General features: G+C 41.0%; 16 protein-coding genes and 1 pseudogene. 4 read left to right on the top strand and 13 right to left on the bottom strand.

The features are described 5' to 3' along the window. Nucleotides 1-164: 164 nt before the first annotated feature. Both AB4482_RS12155 and AB4482_RS12150 read right to left on the bottom strand, forming a co-directional pair. On the bottom strand, nucleotides 165-2,483 hold the full coding sequence (locus tag AB4482_RS12155) for an ATP-binding protein (protein WP_372131056.1): 2,319 nt from the start codon (nucleotides 2,481-2,483) through the stop codon (nucleotides 165-167). Nucleotides 2,484-2,499: 16 nt separating this feature from the next. Next, a complete protein-coding gene (locus AB4482_RS12150; RefSeq protein ID WP_017061719.1) occupies nucleotides 2,500-2,808 on the bottom strand; it encodes an Hpt domain-containing protein in 309 nt (102 codons plus the stop codon). Between the two features lie 192 nt (nucleotides 2,809-3,000). Here AB4482_RS12150 and AB4482_RS12145 point away from each other — a divergent pair, with 192 nt between their 5' ends. The 3 genes from AB4482_RS12145 to AB4482_RS12135 all read left to right on the top strand — a co-directional run bounded on the left by AB4482_RS12145 (nucleotide 3,001) and on the right by AB4482_RS12135 (nucleotide 4,604). After that, nucleotides 3,001-3,594, top strand: coding sequence for a TfoX/Sxy family DNA transformation protein (locus AB4482_RS12145; protein ID WP_137001856.1), 594 nt, complete (start codon nucleotides 3,001-3,003; stop codon nucleotides 3,592-3,594). Between the two features lie 338 nt (nucleotides 3,595-3,932). After that, complete coding sequence (locus AB4482_RS12140; RefSeq protein ID WP_017061717.1) at nucleotides 3,933-4,172, top strand: hypothetical protein; 240 nt, start codon at nucleotides 3,933-3,935, stop codon at nucleotides 4,170-4,172. 117 nt (nucleotides 4,173-4,289) lie between these two features. Beyond that, nucleotides 4,290-4,604: a helix-turn-helix domain-containing protein gene (locus tag AB4482_RS12135; RefSeq protein ID WP_017061716.1), complete on the top strand. Its 315-nt coding sequence runs from the start codon at nucleotides 4,290-4,292 to the stop codon at nucleotides 4,602-4,604. A 2-nt stretch (nucleotides 4,605-4,606) separates the two neighbouring features. On the opposite strand, the gene AB4482_RS12130 is transcribed toward AB4482_RS12135, so the two are convergent. Further along, entirely contained in the window at nucleotides 4,607-4,870 is a 264-nt protein-coding gene (locus AB4482_RS12130) for a hypothetical protein (RefSeq protein WP_258183228.1), read from the bottom strand. 96 nt (nucleotides 4,871-4,966) lie between these two features. Between AB4482_RS12130 and AB4482_RS12125 the strand changes: the two genes are divergently transcribed. Next, entirely contained in the window at nucleotides 4,967-6,223 is a 1,257-nt protein-coding gene (locus tag AB4482_RS12125; RefSeq protein WP_372133989.1) for a reverse transcriptase domain-containing protein, read from the top strand. A gap of 500 nt (nucleotides 6,224-6,723) precedes the next feature. Here AB4482_RS12125 and AB4482_RS12120 read toward each other — a convergent pair whose 3' ends face one another. The 10 genes and pseudogenes from AB4482_RS12120 to AB4482_RS12075 all read right to left on the bottom strand — a co-directional run. Then, the gene (locus AB4482_RS12120; RefSeq protein ID WP_137001854.1) at nucleotides 6,724-7,071 is read right to left on the bottom strand and encodes a hypothetical protein; all 348 of its coding nucleotides are present in this window, start codon (nucleotides 7,069-7,071) and stop codon (nucleotides 6,724-6,726) included. Nucleotides 7,072-7,161: 90 nt separating this feature from the next. Beyond that, nucleotides 7,162-9,747, bottom strand: coding sequence for a DUF1566 domain-containing protein (locus AB4482_RS12115; protein WP_102321097.1), 2,586 nt, complete (start codon nucleotides 9,745-9,747; stop codon nucleotides 7,162-7,164). 202 nt (nucleotides 9,748-9,949) lie between these two features. After that, on the bottom strand, nucleotides 9,950-10,669 hold the full coding sequence (locus tag AB4482_RS12110; protein ID WP_240800832.1) for a hypothetical protein: 720 nt from the start codon (nucleotides 10,667-10,669) through the stop codon (nucleotides 9,950-9,952). Between the two features lie 395 nt (nucleotides 10,670-11,064). Next, a complete protein-coding gene (locus AB4482_RS12105; protein WP_102321098.1) occupies nucleotides 11,065-11,862 on the bottom strand; it encodes an outer membrane beta-barrel protein in 798 nt (265 codons plus the stop codon). Between the two features lies 1 nt (nucleotide 11,863). Next, nucleotides 11,864-12,895 carry a hypothetical protein gene (locus AB4482_RS12100; protein ID WP_065583729.1) on the bottom strand — a complete coding sequence of 344 codons (1,032 nt, stop codon included), beginning with the start codon at nucleotides 12,893-12,895 and terminating at the stop codon, nucleotides 11,864-11,866. Next, complete coding sequence (locus tag AB4482_RS12095; RefSeq protein ID WP_102321099.1) at nucleotides 12,895-13,617, bottom strand: hypothetical protein; 723 nt, start codon at nucleotides 13,615-13,617, stop codon at nucleotides 12,895-12,897. Before AB4482_RS12095 ends, AB4482_RS12100 begins: the two co-directional genes overlap by 1 nt. 10 nt (nucleotides 13,618-13,627) lie before the next feature. After that, on the bottom strand, nucleotides 13,628-16,378 hold the full coding sequence (locus tag AB4482_RS12090; protein WP_372181014.1) for a TcfC E-set like domain-containing protein: 2,751 nt from the start codon (nucleotides 16,376-16,378) through the stop codon (nucleotides 13,628-13,630). Continuing rightward, a complete protein-coding gene (locus AB4482_RS12085; protein ID WP_102321101.1) occupies nucleotides 16,378-16,893 on the bottom strand; it encodes a hypothetical protein in 516 nt (171 codons plus the stop codon). Before AB4482_RS12085 ends, AB4482_RS12090 begins: the two co-directional genes overlap by 1 nt. Before the next feature lie 70 nt (nucleotides 16,894-16,963). Further along, nucleotides 16,964-17,476 (bottom strand): hypothetical protein, encoded by a 513-nt coding sequence (locus tag AB4482_RS12080; protein WP_102321102.1) that lies wholly within the window; start codon nucleotides 17,474-17,476, stop codon nucleotides 16,964-16,966. Nucleotides 17,477-17,928: 452 nt separating this feature from the next. Next, nucleotides 17,929-18,076 (bottom strand): annotated as a pseudogene (locus tag AB4482_RS12075) (ISAs1 family transposase); the annotation flags it as partial.

Below are 18,076 nucleotides of genomic sequence, written 5' to 3'. Positions count from 1 at the left end.
TGCCCAGCTACTCTCAACACTTATTGGATGATAGTTATTTTCATAACAGTTTGGGCATTATCTTGATGACAATGCCCATAACTCTCAGAAAAACAGATGAAAATAATACATGAAGATCCGAAGATGGCTTACCCTCAGGTTATAGGTAGGAGTATTTAACTAAGTTAGCAAGTACCACCTGATAAAGCGCAATGAAGCTTTAGCTTTAGATCGCTCGGGTTGAGCGGTTTGGTTAGATAACACGAAAAGTATTGGTCCATTCGAGCCTCTTCTTGAATGGTAGCTCGTGCCGTAACGGCAATTATAGGTAACGATGGCTTACGCTTTTCCAACTCAGAAGCAAGCTCAATGCCATCCATAACCGGCATTGAAATATCCGTCAGTACAACATCAAAGTCATGTTCAGAAGCGAGTGCTAAAGCCTCCAAACCATCATTCGCGGTCATGCATTCACAACCTAGCTCGTTTAAGTGGAACTCTAGAATTTCTCGGTTGAACTCAACATCATCAACGATCAAGGCTTTTTTACTTGTGCAGTCTAAGCGCTCTCTAACGTTATATACCTGTTCAGCAACACCGTTAGAACACTCAAGAACATTCATAATTTCTTGAGCTGGGAGTGAGATAACAAAAGTACTACCGGTGCCGAGCACACTCTCAACACGCAACGAACCCTTCATTAACTCTACGATGGTTTTAGTTATCGCCAAGCCCAAGCCAAAACCAAACTGTTGGTCTTCTTGATTAACCTGTTCAAAGCCGTTAAACACCGCATCCAATTTATCTTGGGGAATACCGACTCCAGTATCGCTTACGGAGATATTGAATGCTCTATCGTCGGTTGAAACTTCTATTGTCACCCCTCCCTTGTTTGTAAACTTCAATGCGTTCGAAACTATATTATTGATTGCTTGCTTAATACGAAGCTCATCAATCATCAATGTTGTCGAAGCATCGACATTGCATATAATATCAAGCGACAATTGTTTAGACTCGCTAAGCGGAAAAAACGTATTTTCAATTTCGCGCATCAAACTCATTACTGACAGGCATTTAGGGTTTAATGAATAGCTTGCTGCTTTTACTCTTTCAAAATCCAATAGGTCATTCACAATGCCTAAAATAGTATTGCTCGCACTCGAAATACCGTTCAGCTGATGGCGATATTCGTCAAAGTTTTTGCTATGGCTTAGCATATGTGTATAACCAATAATCGCGTTCAGTGGCGTGCGAACCTCATGGGACACATTTGAAAGCAGCACCGATTTCTGTTTATTGGCCTCACTCGCCTCTTGCGCTGCTATCTCGTACTGCTTCGTTCGCTCTTCAACTTCATATTCAAGCCCTTCAATCAAATTTTGAATCTGGATCCCAGCCTCAGAATAAGCCTTTGAAAGCTGTTCAATTTCGTCTCCATTACTATAAACAGTATGTCTGGATTTATTAAAATCACGCTGCTTTAGATATTTAGCTTGTGCGATCAATTTAGAAATAGGTATCAGCATCTTATTCACCGCGATTGAGTTAATAGCTAAAAACAGACCAAGCAAAAGGATATAAGCAAAGAACAGGCGTTTGATCAACGAGTTATCACCAGATAAAACCAGCTCTTTGGTGGTCGCATAACTGGAACGAATCACATGCTCTGGCGTGACTAAAATCAACCTCCAACCGGTTTGACGGTTCTGAACAAAAGTGACATTGAAAACACCTTTTTCGCCACTTACCACAAAACTACCCAAGTAATGTGACATGATATGGCTTCCGACACTCTTTTGAATTTGTTCATCAAAAACACTTTCAGACATCAATTGGTCGACATTCTGTTGTAGATTCGACGCGATAAGCTTGCCGCTGTCGTCTACTAAGAAATAACGGTATTGGAATTCATCGATCATATTTTCAAAAGTCAGTGAACGAGAAAAATACTCTAAATCTAAATCAAATTTGAGTAACGCGTTATCCCAGTGCTCTGGACGGATATAAATGGCAAACTTAGTGACGTGCCCCACTTTAACTTCTTTCCCTATATAGAAATTCTTGTAGTGGATCATGCGACTAAAATCGACAGAAATAGAGCGGCTTACAATACCATTTTCGGTGATAGAGACTTCTTGGTTGCGTTCAGTGTCAATAAAAAGCACCTTTTTGATAAAAGGCTTACGCTCTGTGTTGATATAAGCCAGTTGTTTATTACGAAGTGCCTCGTTTTTCGATTCATTAACAAAATCATGAGCAAAATCAATCGCTACATGCTCCACTTCCTCAGTGATCAGCTCGACCTCTTTATCGAGGGTTACACTTTGAGCTTTCACAAAGGTAAGTAGAAGCTTTTTGTTATTTCCCGTAATGCTCTCCTTTATCTCTTCAAATTGGTTTTGTGAAGAAACCTGAACGATTTCGATAGCGGAGTACGTAAGCAACACCACAAATAGAACCAGTATTGTTGCGTTGGTGAAAATGATTTTATTTTTAAAAGACACGTTCCTATCCTCCAACTTAAGCGTCAAAAAGTTGAATCATGGCGTTAGACACATCCATCAAAATCTTTTTTCCGGCACTTTCATTGATTACCGCGTCGTAGTGCTCCAATTTAAGACAAATTCTTGCAACCTCTGTAGCCCCGCAAGATAACGCAATGCCTTTCACTTTATGGGCGAGCGCTCGATTGGACTCACCTCCTTGAAGAATATCATCATTAACCTTGTGCAAACTTCTAATAGCAATCTGACGAAATCGAACGCCAATATCCGATTGAAAGTTACAACCCGTCGCCATTAAAAATACATTTGTGTCGATGCTATACATACCAATTTCTCCCGCCTTCGTGACCCCCCTTAATTTTGACCGTCTGTTACAAAACTGATATGGCAGATCGAGAATTTAAATAACCGGCATGCCTAATGGCATTGTCTGTTTTTTAACTTGGCTTATGCCATATTCACTGCTGGCTACATTTGGACAATAGATCACACTTTTTATGATTATCGAGTGAAAATAATGGCTCAACTTTTCAGACATACTTTTAGACGCTTGGAACAATTAGGTCGAGTGTCTATAAAACAAATATTTGGCGTAACGGCCTTCTATGTAGATCACGTTTTGCTCGTTCTACATAAAAGTGGGGAGCTGTACCTCAGAGGAACACCGGCACAAGAAGGCTACTTTATTAACAAGGGCTACCCCAAGGTGAATGCGAGCGTACTTGGAGTAAGTCAGAATGCGGATTATTACAAGTTGCCAGCAAACCCTTGGAGCAAGTATTCTTTGACTCTATGTGAAGCAGAAATCGCACTAGAGCAAATAAAGAGATCACGAAGCAGTTATATTTCTGCTCCCGAAAGGCTCAAAGACTTACCCAACATGCGATTCTCAACTGAGCAACTTCTTGAGAAAGCGGGTATAAACTCCATTGAGAAACTCAAAAACCTGGGCACGATTGGTGCTGTAGAGGCTATCCAACAGCATACCCACCATAAACCAACCATCGAGTTAGTTTGGTCGTTAGAGGGTGCAATCCAGGGTATACACCGTTCACAACTGCCGACGAACCTAAAAAATGCATTGCGCACCCAAGCTCAAAGTTATTGTTAGCCTATATTGTTTTAACGAAGCTTAGATTCTTGTTAAATCCAAATGCGGTCAATTTGATGCCGTGGCTATTCCTAGCTACGGCTCATTAGGCTAACCCGCTGTCCTTAAGTGATTTCACTCAAGTTTAACGTCTTTAAATTAGCCTCCCCTTTCATTTGATCGCCCACTCCGTTTTAATTTTCACTGCCAGCCTTTATTTTGGTTTCCTACTATTCCCTCTGCTACAAATTACCATTCAAGTTTTAATGCAACTGAATTTATAACTATTTATTTTACAACCTGCCCTATCGCTACCAAACTAGGCATATCAACACAACACTAATAAAAGGTGCCTAAATATGCGTTCATTAATCTTTATTTCAACAGCAGTATTAGCAACTCTTATCTCTTTTCAGTCGGCGGCCGCAAATGTCACTGTGCGTTGGACAGGGAAAGTACCGACTTCTGACTGCGCTTCAAACCCTATTAGCAATCAAGTCGCGTTCAACTCACAAAGCGAACGTTGTAAGGTTGAACTTAAACAAACTGAAATAACTAATACAAAAACAGCAAATAAAATGGTTTCGTTTGATGTGTAATATGAAAGGAAAACCCATTAAGTAGGCATAATAGCCAGATTAATATTCAACCTGACCTTGCATGTAATCGCAGCAAATAAATAATACGGGTATGATAATTAAACTGGCTGTTTGTTTATGCACTTAATCTTACATAAAGGGTCGCTAAGAATTTCGCTAGCCGACCACCCAACGATAAAACCCATCCAGCTCACACTCAGTGAATTTTTAGTTCTAAAAGAGTTACTCACTCATCAAGGGGAGCATTTAACCAAACACCATCTACTAAAAATGGGATGGCCCAATTCATTCGTCTGTGACAATGCATTGAATATGGTGATCATGTCTTTAAGAAAGAAGCTTCTTAGGCTCGGTGGATGGATAGAAATCAATACCATTTACAAGATAGGTTATAGTTTAAATAAAACTGACAAAATATGTGTTTTGCAGTGAATTTAAACACTCCCGTCCAAAAACCAGCGCCGCCAACCTACAACTTGCCTTTGAATATGACCAATGCATTCGGTCAGCACAGCAAGCGCACCGTGAGAGAGGAACTTCATTTCCCAAGCTAATAACAGCAGTGCTGAGATAGTCTCTAGCGAAGCATTAACCTCCATTAACAAACTTACGGCGCACTCTTTTCCTGCCGTTGTTGATTTATTTTGTAGATTCGCTAGTACTACATTGCGAATCGCTAGCGTTATTTCTTTGAGCAATTGTTCCCCAGTGGTAAACCGAAATGCTCTGGGAAAATGCTTATGTTGGTTCCAATATAGCTTATACAATTTCTGTAAGTCATAGTATATTCGATTATGTTTAAAAGGTTGCCCCATAATTATCCCTCATCAATTCGTCACAAACTTGTCTCTGAGTTACTCCGTAGTGCTCAACTTGCAGGTCGTAGCCAACAAAAGGCTACACAGGCCTTGCAAATGCCAACATACTGCCACGAGCTCTGTGATGCCATACTTAGCGGCTCATATAGCCCTGAGCCCTACCAACACTTCGCCATTACCGAACCTAAACTCAGAGAGATTTATGCCCCTTCATTCAAAGACCGAATTGCTCAAATGTGGGTGTGTAGTCATTTAACCCCGCTAATGGAAAAGCGTTTTATTGACGACACTTACGCAAACCGTAAAGGGAAAGGAACCTACGCGGCTATAGAAAAAAGCCAAAAATTAATGAGGCAACCAAAGCACCAATGGGCAATGTCGTTGGACATATACAGCTATTTTAACCAGATAGATAAATCCCTTCTACTCAATAAAATAGAGCAGCTTATTGCCAATGCTACCATTAACCCACTTAAACAGCGTTGCCTTATTGAAGTAACCAAGCAAATTATTACTCACGATACCGCACGTGAAGCTCTTACCCGAACCGGGGATCAGTCTCTTTTGCACGCCATTCCTAAACATAAACGCCTCATTCACAGCCCAATAGGAACAGGCCTGCCGATAGGTAGCGTTACGAGCCAATTAATGGGTAATTATTACCTCAATGACCTAGACCACTTTATTAAACACGAGTTAAAAGTGAAAGGTTACGTTCGTTATATGGATGACCTATTTTTACTTGCCGGCTCTTCAAGCACCTTGCAAAGCTGGCAACAAGAAATTAAGTGTTACCTCATAGAACAATTAAAGCTTAAACTACACCCAACAAAGGTTCACCTTGACAAAATAACGCATGGCTTTGACTATTTGGGGTATCGTATTTATGGGCACCATAAAACTATACGTCAGTCTACAGTTCAGTCACTCAAGCAACGACTCTGTTATTTTCGCTCTCTCCTGATGCCACATATGACTTTACCAAATGCGACACCACCAGAACGTGGCCAATGGCAACGATGGGACAGAGCGGGCAACACGCCTCCATTAGGGCTCCCTTTATATCGCGCAATGCTAAGCACTATTAATAGTTATTACGGCTTATTGAGCCATGCTAACCACTGTAGATTACGTAAATCGCTCTATCACAATCATTTCGGCGAGTTAAAAACGCTCTTTATTCCTGCCAATGCATACTATACGAGCGTTAAGCTCCGTTCTTGTCATTTTTGATAAGGCGACAACACTGAGTATATGTCAGCCTGATACGCACGAGACGTAGTTCTGATTGGATGGGTTGTTGCTGTTGACGTTGCCATAGTTGAGGTTCACGTTGTAGTAGTTGGAACCATTAGCCGTCGACGACCAGTAGTTGTTGTTGGTCGCCCAACCCTTCACGTTTGCACTTATTGTTTATACGGAGTGTTGCCTTTCGACTTGCCCCCCTTTATTACCTCTAATAAGGCCATAAGTGCCGATAACATACCAGGGCCCGCTCACCAATGCCGTAACAAAGGTGTTCTCTAGGCGCAGCAACGCTGCTATGTTCCCTGTTTTTAGCGTATCGCCTTATCAAAAACATTACTAAGGCTACCGTTCAGTCCAACGAATAACATCAAACAACAACCTACCCTCTGGGTTAGATGTGTCCGGTGTGCATTCGTCTAGCTGGTGTACTAACCACTGTGGCATCCAAACTTTAGCGAAGCTGTTATCTATTTTTAGTCTAGGATTTAAGTCAGACCGTTCATGTACAGGTAAGTCGTTTTTGTGCGATAGATACCACTCTTCCCAATTAGACATATCGGCATAAAAACCAATGCTGATGATACCTTTTCGTCAGGAAACACCCCTACTTTTGCAAGGCTGCTTACAGGTAACCCGCCCGATAGAACACATTGTGACCCGAGTTTTTTAACCACTTTAGCTGACACTTTTAAAACAGGCAAAGAGGGGGGAGTGACCACCCACTGCTGCCATGCGAACAGCGCTTGATCATAAAAACGAACAAACATGCCTTCATGTATGCCGATAATTTTACCTTGTTGCTGACTAAGCTTGAGTTTTGTTTCAATATCCATATTAATCCTTACTGAGTTTAGAAAATAAACCGCTACCCTCTATAAAAAGAAAAAACGGCCCTGCGGGCCGCAAACTCTGAACGTTGAACCCTAAGAACCTGATACGCACGAGACGTAGTACTGACGGGATGGGTAGCTGCTGCCGACGCCGCCATAGGTGAGGCCCACGCTGTAGTAGTAGCCGGAACCATTAGCCGTCGACGACCAGTAGAAGTAGCCGGTCGCCCAACCCTTCGCGGTGTACATGTGACCAAAGTTATTAAAAAGACTCGTCAACTCATCTATATTTGCTAAAGCCCAATCATCTCTCCCGTTAAGCTCAAGTGTATTATAATGTTCACAAAGGCTATGTGCTTCAGTAACACTAAAAATTGCAAACGATCCTGAAGGACCATAAGGGATATTGTCAACATGACTACCGTAGTAATTACCACTATAGCCAACAGCGTTTAAAAAGCTCTCACTTGGAGTACCGGTAAACAACTTTCCATCGCTTTCCGCAATTTTAACACAGGCACCCGCGGCGTTTTGTTGATCATCATCCCCAACTTGGCCACCACACAAATAGGCATGAAAGGTAACTTGGCTAATCGCATTAGTCTGTGTATTGGTTGTTGTGGTGTAAGATGACGCCACATCAAAGGTCATGGTCGTTGTTGGGGTTTGATAGTTTGTATCCCACTTTACCCGCACTTTTTGCTCACCTGATTCATCGGTTTGAGTCGTTTCCGCTTCAAGGATAGGAGTAACCATTTCTGCGGTGTCTGGGTGCTGTTCTGTACTTACCACTGAAATGACTGAGTAACCTTCTACTGGGTTGCTATTTTGATCGGTCAAGGTCGCAGTAACCTGGCCACCTTCCACTGACGTATAAGGTACCGTGTCAATCGTTGCTTCTGATGACACTGCAGCCGTCTTTTCATCACCAATAAACTTAACTTCATAGTCTTGAGTAATGCCACCCACATCAAGGGTTAATGTGACGGTTTCCGCTTTTAAACTGGTTAAGCGAAACTCGGCAATACCATAGCTGTCTGTGGTAACGTTATCGCTGTCCAATGTCACATTTGGGCTAGAGACAGAAGCCGTCACAAGGGTATCTGGTCTTACTTCTTGACCGAGTTTTAACTCAACAAATACAGAACCAACATCAACTCCATCCGCGACAACTTCCGTGCTTGAGGTAGGCAATACAGTAATTAAACCTTGCTTAACACATGTCACATAATAAGCCGATGTTGGATCGACATCGCCTGTAAGGGTGCTGCCATCTTTAAGATCCACCCACTTAACCAGATCTGCTCCGTCATCATAAGCGAGGTATTGCGCTTTAACAGGCCAGTTATGTAACGCCTGAACATCGGTATCAGTGGCCATCAGCTTAAGTTGATCAAACGTCGGCACTGAACCACCGATGGTGTCGCAGTATGCTACGGCCGACGGATAACGAAAACCAGCCATATCAATCGCTGGGCTGTAGCCATCATCGTTCAGTTTTATATCATAAGGCGAGCCTTGCCCGGCTGCATCAAGTGCGGTGGGTGGTCCAATATAGAGATCCAACAAATGAGAAATGTCGTCCCATTTTGATGACTGATTAGGATCGGTCACTTCAACACGAATCAAACCCATGTCATACACTCCATTATGATCACTAACCGCAAAACTAATATAGTGGTAACCTGGTTGTGACGCTTGAAAGACGATCGTTTTATTCTGAGTGTCCAGTGGATCTTTAGGTACCGCTTTTGCGTTAAACGATTCAACATACACCAATTGATAATCATCACTATCGTCCGAGGAAACAAAGCCGCTGATGTCGATTTCTTCATCGGTCAATACGTTGACAACAACTGGATATACAATATTATCGTCAATCGTAAAACCTTGGTTAGCTTCGTAGCCCACCGCAACATCTAAAACCCCCATCAGCACAAGGCCATTAACCGAGTCTTCTAACGTATAAAGAACACGGTCAATGCCGGTAAAACCTGACGGCGGGGTATAATCCATAGTCTGGTCATCTGTACTATTTATTTGAACTGAGCTCGAGCGACCGTACGGTAGTGTAAGCTCCGTTAATACAAACTCGTCACCTAACGTAAAGCCGACTTTCTCCAATTCGTCCTTCAGTAAAACACTCACATCTTCATTAATCAGTGTTGTTGCACTTACTGGAACCAGTTCGGTTGAGCTAGGATTACTACTTACCGCAATGCGCGTAACCGCAGAACTCGAACCTTCTGAGCTACTACTATCACTCATTGGCGCTTCAGCCATACGGCTCATTGGCGACAATGTTTTAGGAGTCACATGATATCGATAGTCACACACCTTGGTATCAAAGGCCTGAATTACAAACCCTGTTTCCGTCATACTTTCTACTTGGCAGCTATCATCATTAGACAAGACCTCGACTTCACTCAGCGCAAAGCCACCACCCGTTGATGAAAATACCTTTGACGACAGGTCAACCTCGAACGATTCAGCATAGCCAGTCGAGTAGGTAGCATTTTGAGCGGAAAGCGTCGCGCTTTGAGTATTAGGGGAAACACTTGCTGAGCTTCCGGCACTTCCTTCACTGCCCTCTCCACCACACCCAAAAAGGGTAAGCGTAGTAGCGACGACAAAACCCAGGGGAATGCTTCCTCCTGGCTTATTGCTTAAAAGGTTCATATTACTTCTCTTTACTTTTTATTGATTTCAAAATTGATTTTATGATTTGTATTTAATGTTGTATTGGGCATTTACACTTTGCTGATAACAGTGATGCCATGTAGGCTAAAATTAGCACTGAACATGGGTAATGAATGCTGATCGTCCTTGATTAGCATTCATCATTGAAGGCCTATAATTATGTCTATTTTCAGCGTTCCTATTACTGAATAGGCAGTTGCATCTCTTTAGAGTATTTTTTATCGTAAGATGTTACGGTTACATTAAGTTGTTCACTTTGCGTATATTCCGCAAGAGAAAACGTTTTATCCCGACCAGATACAACAGTGAACTTTTGTTTACATTGCGTATTATTTTCTGTTGTACATGAGTTAACATAAACATCAATTAGCGTATTACTATTATTATCGATGCGTAAATTCTCGCCCTGATTGTAAATCTTATAATCAAAACTTGGCTTTGTCGTAGGCAGAATATAAACCGGTGAAAAACCATAGTTTATCTCGACACCGTGAATTTTCTCTCCCTCTTCTTTATAACGACTAGGAGTAAATGGCAGCATAAACATCAAATCTTTGCTGTTATCGCAAGACGTGTTGTGACATAAGCTACGAACACCCACGTCTTTCTCTTCACCAGGTCTTAAAACTAATCTTGGGTGCGTAAGAGATATTTTCCAATCATCTAGATTGTTTCTTGTATAACTATTACGAACGATTTTTTCGCCATCAATAAACTGAATTTCTTGTACTTTTCCATTAACAAAAATCGGGTGAGACTCATCATTAATAAGTGTCACGACACCATTGCCCTTTTTATCCGCGACGACAATCATCTTGTCGACATTAAAAGCATTGGCAGCAGTAGAAGTCATTGCTGAACAAATTGCGAATACTGTTAATAGATTATATTTAATTTTCATATTTCTCTCTACTAAAAATAATAAATTTTAGGATACTACTCGTCTATTTTGCTCAGCGCGTATATAACACCAAGTGCGAAAAGAATGAGTACATACATGTTTAAAATATTTGGTCCGATCATTACTCCGCTCTCTTATATTTGACCTTCATGCATATAATTGAGGTATTAATTAGCATATTTGCGAGCCCAAACGATAAAAGGTGAGTAGCTCGATTGGTGAGCAGTATCGCGCATTCGGATTTAAAGGTATTGGGCACTCTTGAATTTCAAAAACGCAAGATGCGAGATAGCTAAACAAGTGTAGATATCATTTACATTGGCGAGATACTCTCTGCTACAAACAAAGAAACACTGCCAAAAAATTGGCAGTGTTTCTGTTTCAAGGAAGGCAACTTAATCTAAACAGCTAACTTTCGGGTAAAGTATTTTCTCTTCAGGGTAAATCAAATTCAAATCACGATTATTAAGATTTGGATTTGCTTCGACTAATTCATCAAGTGAGCTATCAAATGCTCTTGCAATTCGGTGCAAATAGTCGCCAGGAACCACTCGGTATTCAACTAAACGCTGCTGACACGATGGCGCCTTCTTAATTGGGACAATAGACGCCAATTGGGTTTTCGGCCTTGATACTTGGGTCGACTCTTCAACAAGCTGGTCAACATTGGGCCTTGGGTTAATATCTGAAAGGCCTTCTGCGGCTTCATTGCTTGAAAAACGATAAACCAACAGTGCATTAAATGCGTATAGATCGTCTTGTTGACGAGCTAAATCAAAGACGCCTTGGTAACCAAGGTCGGCGCTCCAATTTTTACTCAATTGGTATTTAAGACCAAGCGATGCCGTAAAATTGGTGTCGTCACTAGAAAACGCGCCCCCGACTCCTGCATACAAGGAGGCAAATTCACTGACGGGTAGCAATAAGTCGGTTTCAACCATTACCGCACGTAAACTATCTATTTCCGAATCAGAAAAAGCAGAATAATCAGCATAGCCAAGTTCAAATAGTACGTTTTCACTAATGTTATATCCAACCGCCGCCTTATAACCAAGTGCTTCAGTCTGTCCCATGTTGTCATCAAATGCAGAAAACGTCATGCCACCACTCATCTGGATAGGCAGCTCCTCTGCTGATACACTTATGGATAAGAACACAGCGATAATCGATGACATTAAGTTCATTTTTTTCATCTTAAATACCAGGCTCCAACATGATCGTTACTTCATCAAAATAATCTCCGGAAACAGCAGAACTGCCCTCAATATCGTAATCAAAGTCTAAAGTAAAGTTAATACTTGTTTGCACTCCAGCTCCTTCTGAAATAGCCGTTGTTTGATACATTAATTGTCCTTCATCAACTAAGTTACCAGAGCTGCACTGATCGCAATGAATGCTGTAAGGAATAACCACACCAGGGTTACTTGAATTAACCAATTCGTATGACTGTAAGGGCATTGTTAAAACAATTCCGTCATTAAAATAGCCGTTCGCTGTAATATCAAATGACGTTGTCGATGTTATTCTTTTGCCAATTGTGTCGTAGACTGGCGTCATGACACCATCTCCACTTACAAAAACACTGTCGAGTTGAACAGGCTGATAATCAAATGAAAACAACATCACTTCATTGATGTTGCGATAAGTCATAATGCCGTCATTTTCATAGTAGTAACGAATATTTACCGGCACTGAAGCTGAATATTGCCCCTCTGGTAGCCCACTTAATGCCGACACTATTTCACTTTCGTTAATATCGAAAATAGGTCTCAGGAAAATAAATGGGCTCGATTTTTGTTTATTAATTAATCGAACAGACGAAACACAGTTTGGACCTTCAACAGTCACAATCGGTAGTGACACTTCATCAAATGAGCACCCACCACCTACCGTATTCGCTGACTGGGCAAATTCAATTCCAGTAGTATTGTATTGAACGCCCGATATATCGATCGATATTGACGGTGAAGTATTCCCATTTCCCCCAATTAAAGTCATCTCTGTTGGAGGTGTACCCGAAAATGTCGCGGCCGCCCAAGCTTCTGAAGCCTGCAACATAGGAGGAGTTTCCCACGTACTTGGCAGCATTTTACCATTGTAACGTGTCACATTGTCCCAACGAACACCACCAGCCTTCACTTCCGCGCGAACTTCAAACGCAGCTTGAGCCATGCTTGTCGTCATTAATGCAATAAACGCTACAATATATAGGATAGGTCTAGGCATTATATTTTACCTCTCGTCACCATTTCTTTCTTTGAATAGCTTCTGTCGTGAGATGTCACGGTAATGGTCAACTCGTTATTTCGCATAGTTTCGGTTAAAGGGAACGTCTTATTCCTTCCCGATACAACCGTAAATTTTTGTTTGCATTGGGCTTTGTTTTCAGCAACACATGCATCTACAAAAAAATTGAGCATGGTATTACTTTTATTTTCGACTCTAAGGCTATCACCGTTGTTGGTTAATTCGTAAGAATAATTCGGTTGTGTTGTAGGAATAATATAAACAGGTGCGAATCCGTAATTAATTTCCACACCACTCACTACTTCACCAGGTCTGTATTTACTTGGAGAAAAAGACAGCATAAACATCAAATCTTTTGAATTATCGCATGCAGCGTTGTGGCATAAACTACGTATGCCAATGTCTTTCTCTTCACCAGGGTTCAAAACTACCTTCTGGTGCGTTAATGACACCTTCCAATCGTTTAAGTTGTCTCTTGTATATTGTTTTTTTTCTACCTGTTCTCCATCAATAATATTTATTTCATCCACCTTTGCTTGGATAAAAATTGGGTGAGACTCGTCGTTGGTTAACGTAACGATACCGTTCCCTTTATCATCAGAGACAATAACCATTTTATCTACCGTAAAAGCTTGTACACTTATAGATAACAATATAGCGGTGAGTGATACTAAATTTAGTAGAACTTTATTGGATTTCATTTCCCACTCCTTAATTAACTTGTGCGACTGGGTATGTAATGGCGTTGGTGCGATAAAGTCGCTTTGCCAACAGTTTTAACTGATCGATATCTCTTTTATGAAGCGCTATTGTTTCCGCCATGTTTATAGATTCATGCGCTATATAAATTGCCTTAAACGAACCCACTTCTTTCTGAATAATTCGATAACCGTGTGACTCGAGCTTTTTAAGCGCTTTATTCAGTTCAATCGAGCTTTCGTATGCACCTAAATACATCGCTTGTAGTCGTTCATCTGCATCAATCAAATCTATCTGCTTTTCTTGAGCTATTGGCAAACAATAGTTTTGACCAAAGTTCATCTGATTTGTTGAAGTAAATTCATAAGGCAGTAAGCATTGGCTTTCTTTCGCTGACAATTCAAAGTTCATGCCTTCCAATACGGTTACTCTATAAACACCGTCGGCCATTTCATTGACTTCAATACAACCTTCTCCATGACACTCCACTTCTGTAATCGGCTGTTCTGATATGTCATTAAAGGCGCTGACAAACGAAACGACGCGACTAACTCTTGGCTCAATAGAAGCAACCGTACCTGGGTGTGTAAACACGGTTACGTTACTATCACCAGAGTTGTAAAGATCAACGCTCTCTGAATCAAATTTCGCACGATATTGACTATAGTCTTCCAAAGGCACAATTGTTTCATCGTTATATACGATGAACTTACTGTTGTTTCGCCCTTCTTTTTTAAGAGAGAAGTAACCTTTTTCATCAAACGTCTGCTCTGTATTCTGCGACTGATGAATATCGACAAGCGTATAAGACATTGCCGCTTTATCGGTAATATAAACGCCGTCTGTCGTCACGATTTGAGTGCTAGACAAGCCAGCATTGATACCACTCGTGCCATTGGTGGACGTATGGGCGGAGGCATTCATTCGAGCGTATTTAGTCGTGCCACTGGTCGCCAATAACGCATCTTGATACATATCATCCTGTTGTCGATCGTAGGTGTTACTCACCTCAAGCGACGTATTAAAGGAGTCTGAGTCAATTAACTGATTTCGTCTTACTGTTGTTTTAAATTGATTAATGTCATCACTATCACTCGTCAGGCCCACGATAGTTTCTACTGTGTCTGACAACGGGACACTCCATAACAAATTAACTGATATGTCGTCCGTCGCCTCAGAGTAATCGACGTTAATATTAACTCGCGAATCTAAAACTGTGGGCGTGCTGTAACCAACGGAAATAAACTGCTGTTCCTGTTCATCCGAGTTACCTAAATTGTCTAACTGCTTGTCGTTATTAAGCGAGTAAACCGCATACATAGATTGTCCACCGCGGAAGCTGTACGAAGAATTCAACGATAGACGTGAATAATCGGCATATCCGTACATATAAGAAGCAACTGGATCACCAAGTTCATTATCGAGAGACTCATAAGATAGACTTAAATAAGGGATACCGATATTAGCATTAAAGTGAGATGCGTCTTCGAATTGGCTGTACACAGCTTCAGTACTCAAATCCCAATCAATCAGATTGTATGCACCACCAACGGTGTACATAGTGCCACTGTCCGTGACCAAGCCGCCCAAGCCTACTTGCAACGAACGGGTGAGTTGGTAGTTAGCTAATGCCTTGCCATAAACATCGTCTTCAATATTTTGAATGCCATGTTCCGTGTAGTCGTAATGGCTTCCTGAAAACATACCCGCAGTGGCAACGAAATCCACTTCCCCCTGAGTCAGAGAGTCACCTTTGGTGTTATATACTTGATAAGTCTGGGTATTAACAACTTGCCCACCACTTGTCACCTCAAGTACAGCTTCATAGCGACCAGATGGTAACTTGCTGTAAGGAATTGAGTTCTGCCCTTCTGGTACGTTATCTTGAAAAATCAATCGACCATCACGAAGAACTTGTACACCGCCACTTGTTGGCGCATAAAAGCTCAATACTTTGTCGTTATTATGTCCGCCTACGAGCAACTTTTTAGAGGTACCTACCGTGAGCGAGTTTTGAGCAACTCGAGCGGTGTTATTCAGGAAGTCAGTTGAGTTAACCTCTGGCTCAAATTCAAAATGACCCGCTTTTATTGAGTAAGAATCGATATCTAAATGATATGCCGCTTCATACAATTCAGAACCGTTATCACTGTTGTTGGCATTGAAATCAGTTTTGAGGTATCCGTAAGGTAGCCCCAGTGTCGTTTCATTATTTAATGAAACGATTGAGTCTTGATCTTGATATTCACTCACGTACAGATCAAATGAATTGATTAACCCATTGTGTTGACTCAGAGACGAGTGGTATACCAGTTCTTCATCGAGATTCGAGTATGACAACACCTGTGGAGATACAAAAAGATAGACTTCTTGATCGTTATAGTTATGAACGATCTCAAACGTTTCTGGGTACAACTCACACTCATCGAGCTTACCTAAACACTCAGACTGATCTTGTATGCCAACCATTAATTGATTTATGATCTTCTGCTGGTACTCAGCCGACACTGTATTATCATTTAAATAGTCAGATACCTGTGCGATCGCTTTTTTATTATTCGAGTCTAATTTTAACGTGTTAAACGACGTTAAAAATGGGATCGGTGAAGTAAGGGAACCATCTAAGTTACGTATACGGACTGTTGACTCTTTCAATTCAAACAGTTCTTCAAAACCTTCAAGAACATTTTGACTATAACTTGAATACGAATACACAGGCAATAACACTAAGATTGCCATTGTTATGAGTTTGAACCTGAACATTATATATCTACCTCTATATTGAACTCTATCTCACCATTACACCTCTCCGCTTGGCCCGCTGTGATGATATCTTTAAATGACTGAAAACTTAATATAATGTCATGCTCACTATACTTATTGTCGCCATCATTTAAATTGAAATTTGAAAAAGAGACGGATTCACCCTCTGACAAACTTTTCCCGTCAATCGTTAATGTAACGAAATCATCCTGAACATTGCTCACTCCAGAGTAGTCCGTACAAATTGACGTATTTTTTGTTAACGTTGAAATATAAGGAATATCCGAAGACTCAAAAGGTATATCTGTTTCAATTCTTAATGTGGTATTAACATCATCAAATTTTGTTTTGTCTTGATTTGACGTCAACTCCAGAACTGCCGGAATAAATTCAACAGAATTAATTGAATTTGTATAAAGTTTGCCTACATCGAGGCTCGTAGTAATGTAAAGCACTTTGAAATCGGCGTTGGCATTCATACTCATGAAAGCCAATAGTATTAAAACTTTTTTCATATTGACTACCATCGTAGAGAAATAAGGCTCGTAATTACTACGAGCCTTTGAATCGGGAATTTTCTACAAATTAAACAAGGTCAGCCATAACCGTTACTGATGCTTGAACAGTAGTTCCACCTACTTCAGATTCAGGTAATACAGCAGTCTGCTTAACTTTAGTTGAAATAGTTTCTTCACCAGAAACAACATCACCAACGGCTACTGGTGCACCATTTACATTAATCTCAACAGCTTGAGATGGGTTTGCCACACCGTCAAAAGCTACTGATGCATCAACTAGAGTCCAGTTAGCTGAAGCTAATGCACCAACAACAGGAGTAACAGCATCACCATCATTTAAGTGAGACTCAAGTACGATAGTATCTGATTCAAACACACCGTCTGAGCTTGGAGTGATAGTACCGTTAAGCGCTGTTGTATCACCTCCTAGGCCAGTGATGATAAGTGCATCTGATGCGCTAGTTGTTGGAACAACGCCGTTCCATATAACAGTAGCATTTGAAGATGCGTTAGCACCTGCACTTACTGCCATACCCATAAGAAGAACTGATGCTAGTGCGCTTTTTTTGAAGTTAAACATTTTACTTTCCTTTAAAGATTAAATATTTCATAAATTAGTAATCCCGCTCCTGCGTTTAAATTTGTTAACGCTCATCGGTGACAGGACGAAATAAATTATGCGGAACACTGGAAAAGAAATATTGGGCATTTGAAAATTCCATTTGCCGAAAATGCCGATTCGATAAAACCATCAACAGTAAAGCTAGTAATACCTACCTTCGTTTTATCTACATCTATAATAAAAACCTGCCCGATAAGCTATAGTTTAAATTCTAATAAAAGAAGATTGAATTACATAAGCAATCGAACAATACTTACCATAATAGAGATTATCGAGGACAAAGAATGCCACTCACGTTTGCACACTTCTTAGAACAAGCCAGAAAGGAGCGAGGTTTAACACAGCAGGAGATGCTTGAGTTACTGCTTGAGGCCGACCCGACATTGTCTAAGCTCGACCTCAGGGCAAGATTACGAAGCCCCTTGCCCTGCAAGGACTTGCGAAAGGTAAGCGTTATTGCGGTTCGCTTTTTTCTGCTTTCTTTTGATCCCTGCTTTGAAGCTGATTTCTTCCGTCAGCAGATTTAAAGCTATATGTCTTATAACTGCTAAATTCTCA

It is taken from the genome of Vibrio sp. 10N.222.55.C7, from assembly GCF_041473335.1.
Lineage (GTDB): Bacteria > Pseudomonadota > Gammaproteobacteria > Enterobacterales > Vibrionaceae > Vibrio > Vibrio crassostreae_C.
This window is presented reverse-complemented; position numbering and strand designations above follow the sequence as displayed.

What these genes read in the sequence shown, in the direction of transcription:
- AB4482_RS12135 (WP_017061716.1), top strand. Translation starts at nt 4,290, where the DNA reads ATGCACTTAATCTTACATAAAGGGTCGCTAAGAATTTCGCTAGCCGAC.
- AB4482_RS12110 (WP_240800832.1), bottom strand. Translation starts at nt 10,669, where the DNA reads ATGAAAATTAAATATAATCTATTAACAGTATTCGCAATTTGTTCAGCA.
- AB4482_RS12115 (WP_102321097.1), bottom strand. Translation starts at nt 9,747, where the DNA reads ATGAACCTTTTAAGCAATAAGCCAGGAGGAAGCATTCCCCTGGGTTTT.
- AB4482_RS12100 (WP_065583729.1), bottom strand. Translation starts at nt 12,895, where the DNA reads ATGCCTAGACCTATCCTATATATTGTAGCGTTTATTGCATTAATGACG.
- AB4482_RS12140 (WP_017061717.1), top strand. Translation starts at nt 3,933, where the DNA reads ATGCGTTCATTAATCTTTATTTCAACAGCAGTATTAGCAACTCTTATC.
- AB4482_RS12080 (WP_102321102.1), bottom strand. Translation starts at nt 17,476, where the DNA reads ATGTTTAACTTCAAAAAAAGCGCACTAGCATCAGTTCTTCTTATGGGT.
- AB4482_RS12125 (WP_372133989.1), top strand. Translation starts at nt 4,967, where the DNA reads ATGTTTAAAAGGTTGCCCCATAATTATCCCTCATCAATTCGTCACAAA.
- AB4482_RS12105 (WP_102321098.1), bottom strand. Translation starts at nt 11,862, where the DNA reads ATGAAAAAAATGAACTTAATGTCATCGATTATCGCTGTGTTCTTATCC.
- AB4482_RS12085 (WP_102321101.1), bottom strand. Translation starts at nt 16,893, where the DNA reads ATGAAAAAAGTTTTAATACTATTGGCTTTCATGAGTATGAATGCCAAC.
- AB4482_RS12150 (WP_017061719.1), bottom strand. Translation starts at nt 2,808, where the DNA reads ATGTATAGCATCGACACAAATGTATTTTTAATGGCGACGGGTTGTAAC.
- AB4482_RS12145 (WP_137001856.1), top strand. Translation starts at nt 3,001, where the DNA reads ATGGCTCAACTTTTCAGACATACTTTTAGACGCTTGGAACAATTAGGT.
- AB4482_RS12090 (WP_372181014.1), bottom strand. Translation starts at nt 16,378, where the DNA reads ATGTTCAGGTTCAAACTCATAACAATGGCAATCTTAGTGTTATTGCCT.
- AB4482_RS12120 (WP_137001854.1), bottom strand. Translation starts at nt 7,071, where the DNA reads ATGGATATTGAAACAAAACTCAAGCTTAGTCAGCAACAAGGTAAAATT.
- AB4482_RS12095 (WP_102321099.1), bottom strand. Translation starts at nt 13,617, where the DNA reads ATGAAATCCAATAAAGTTCTACTAAATTTAGTATCACTCACCGCTATA.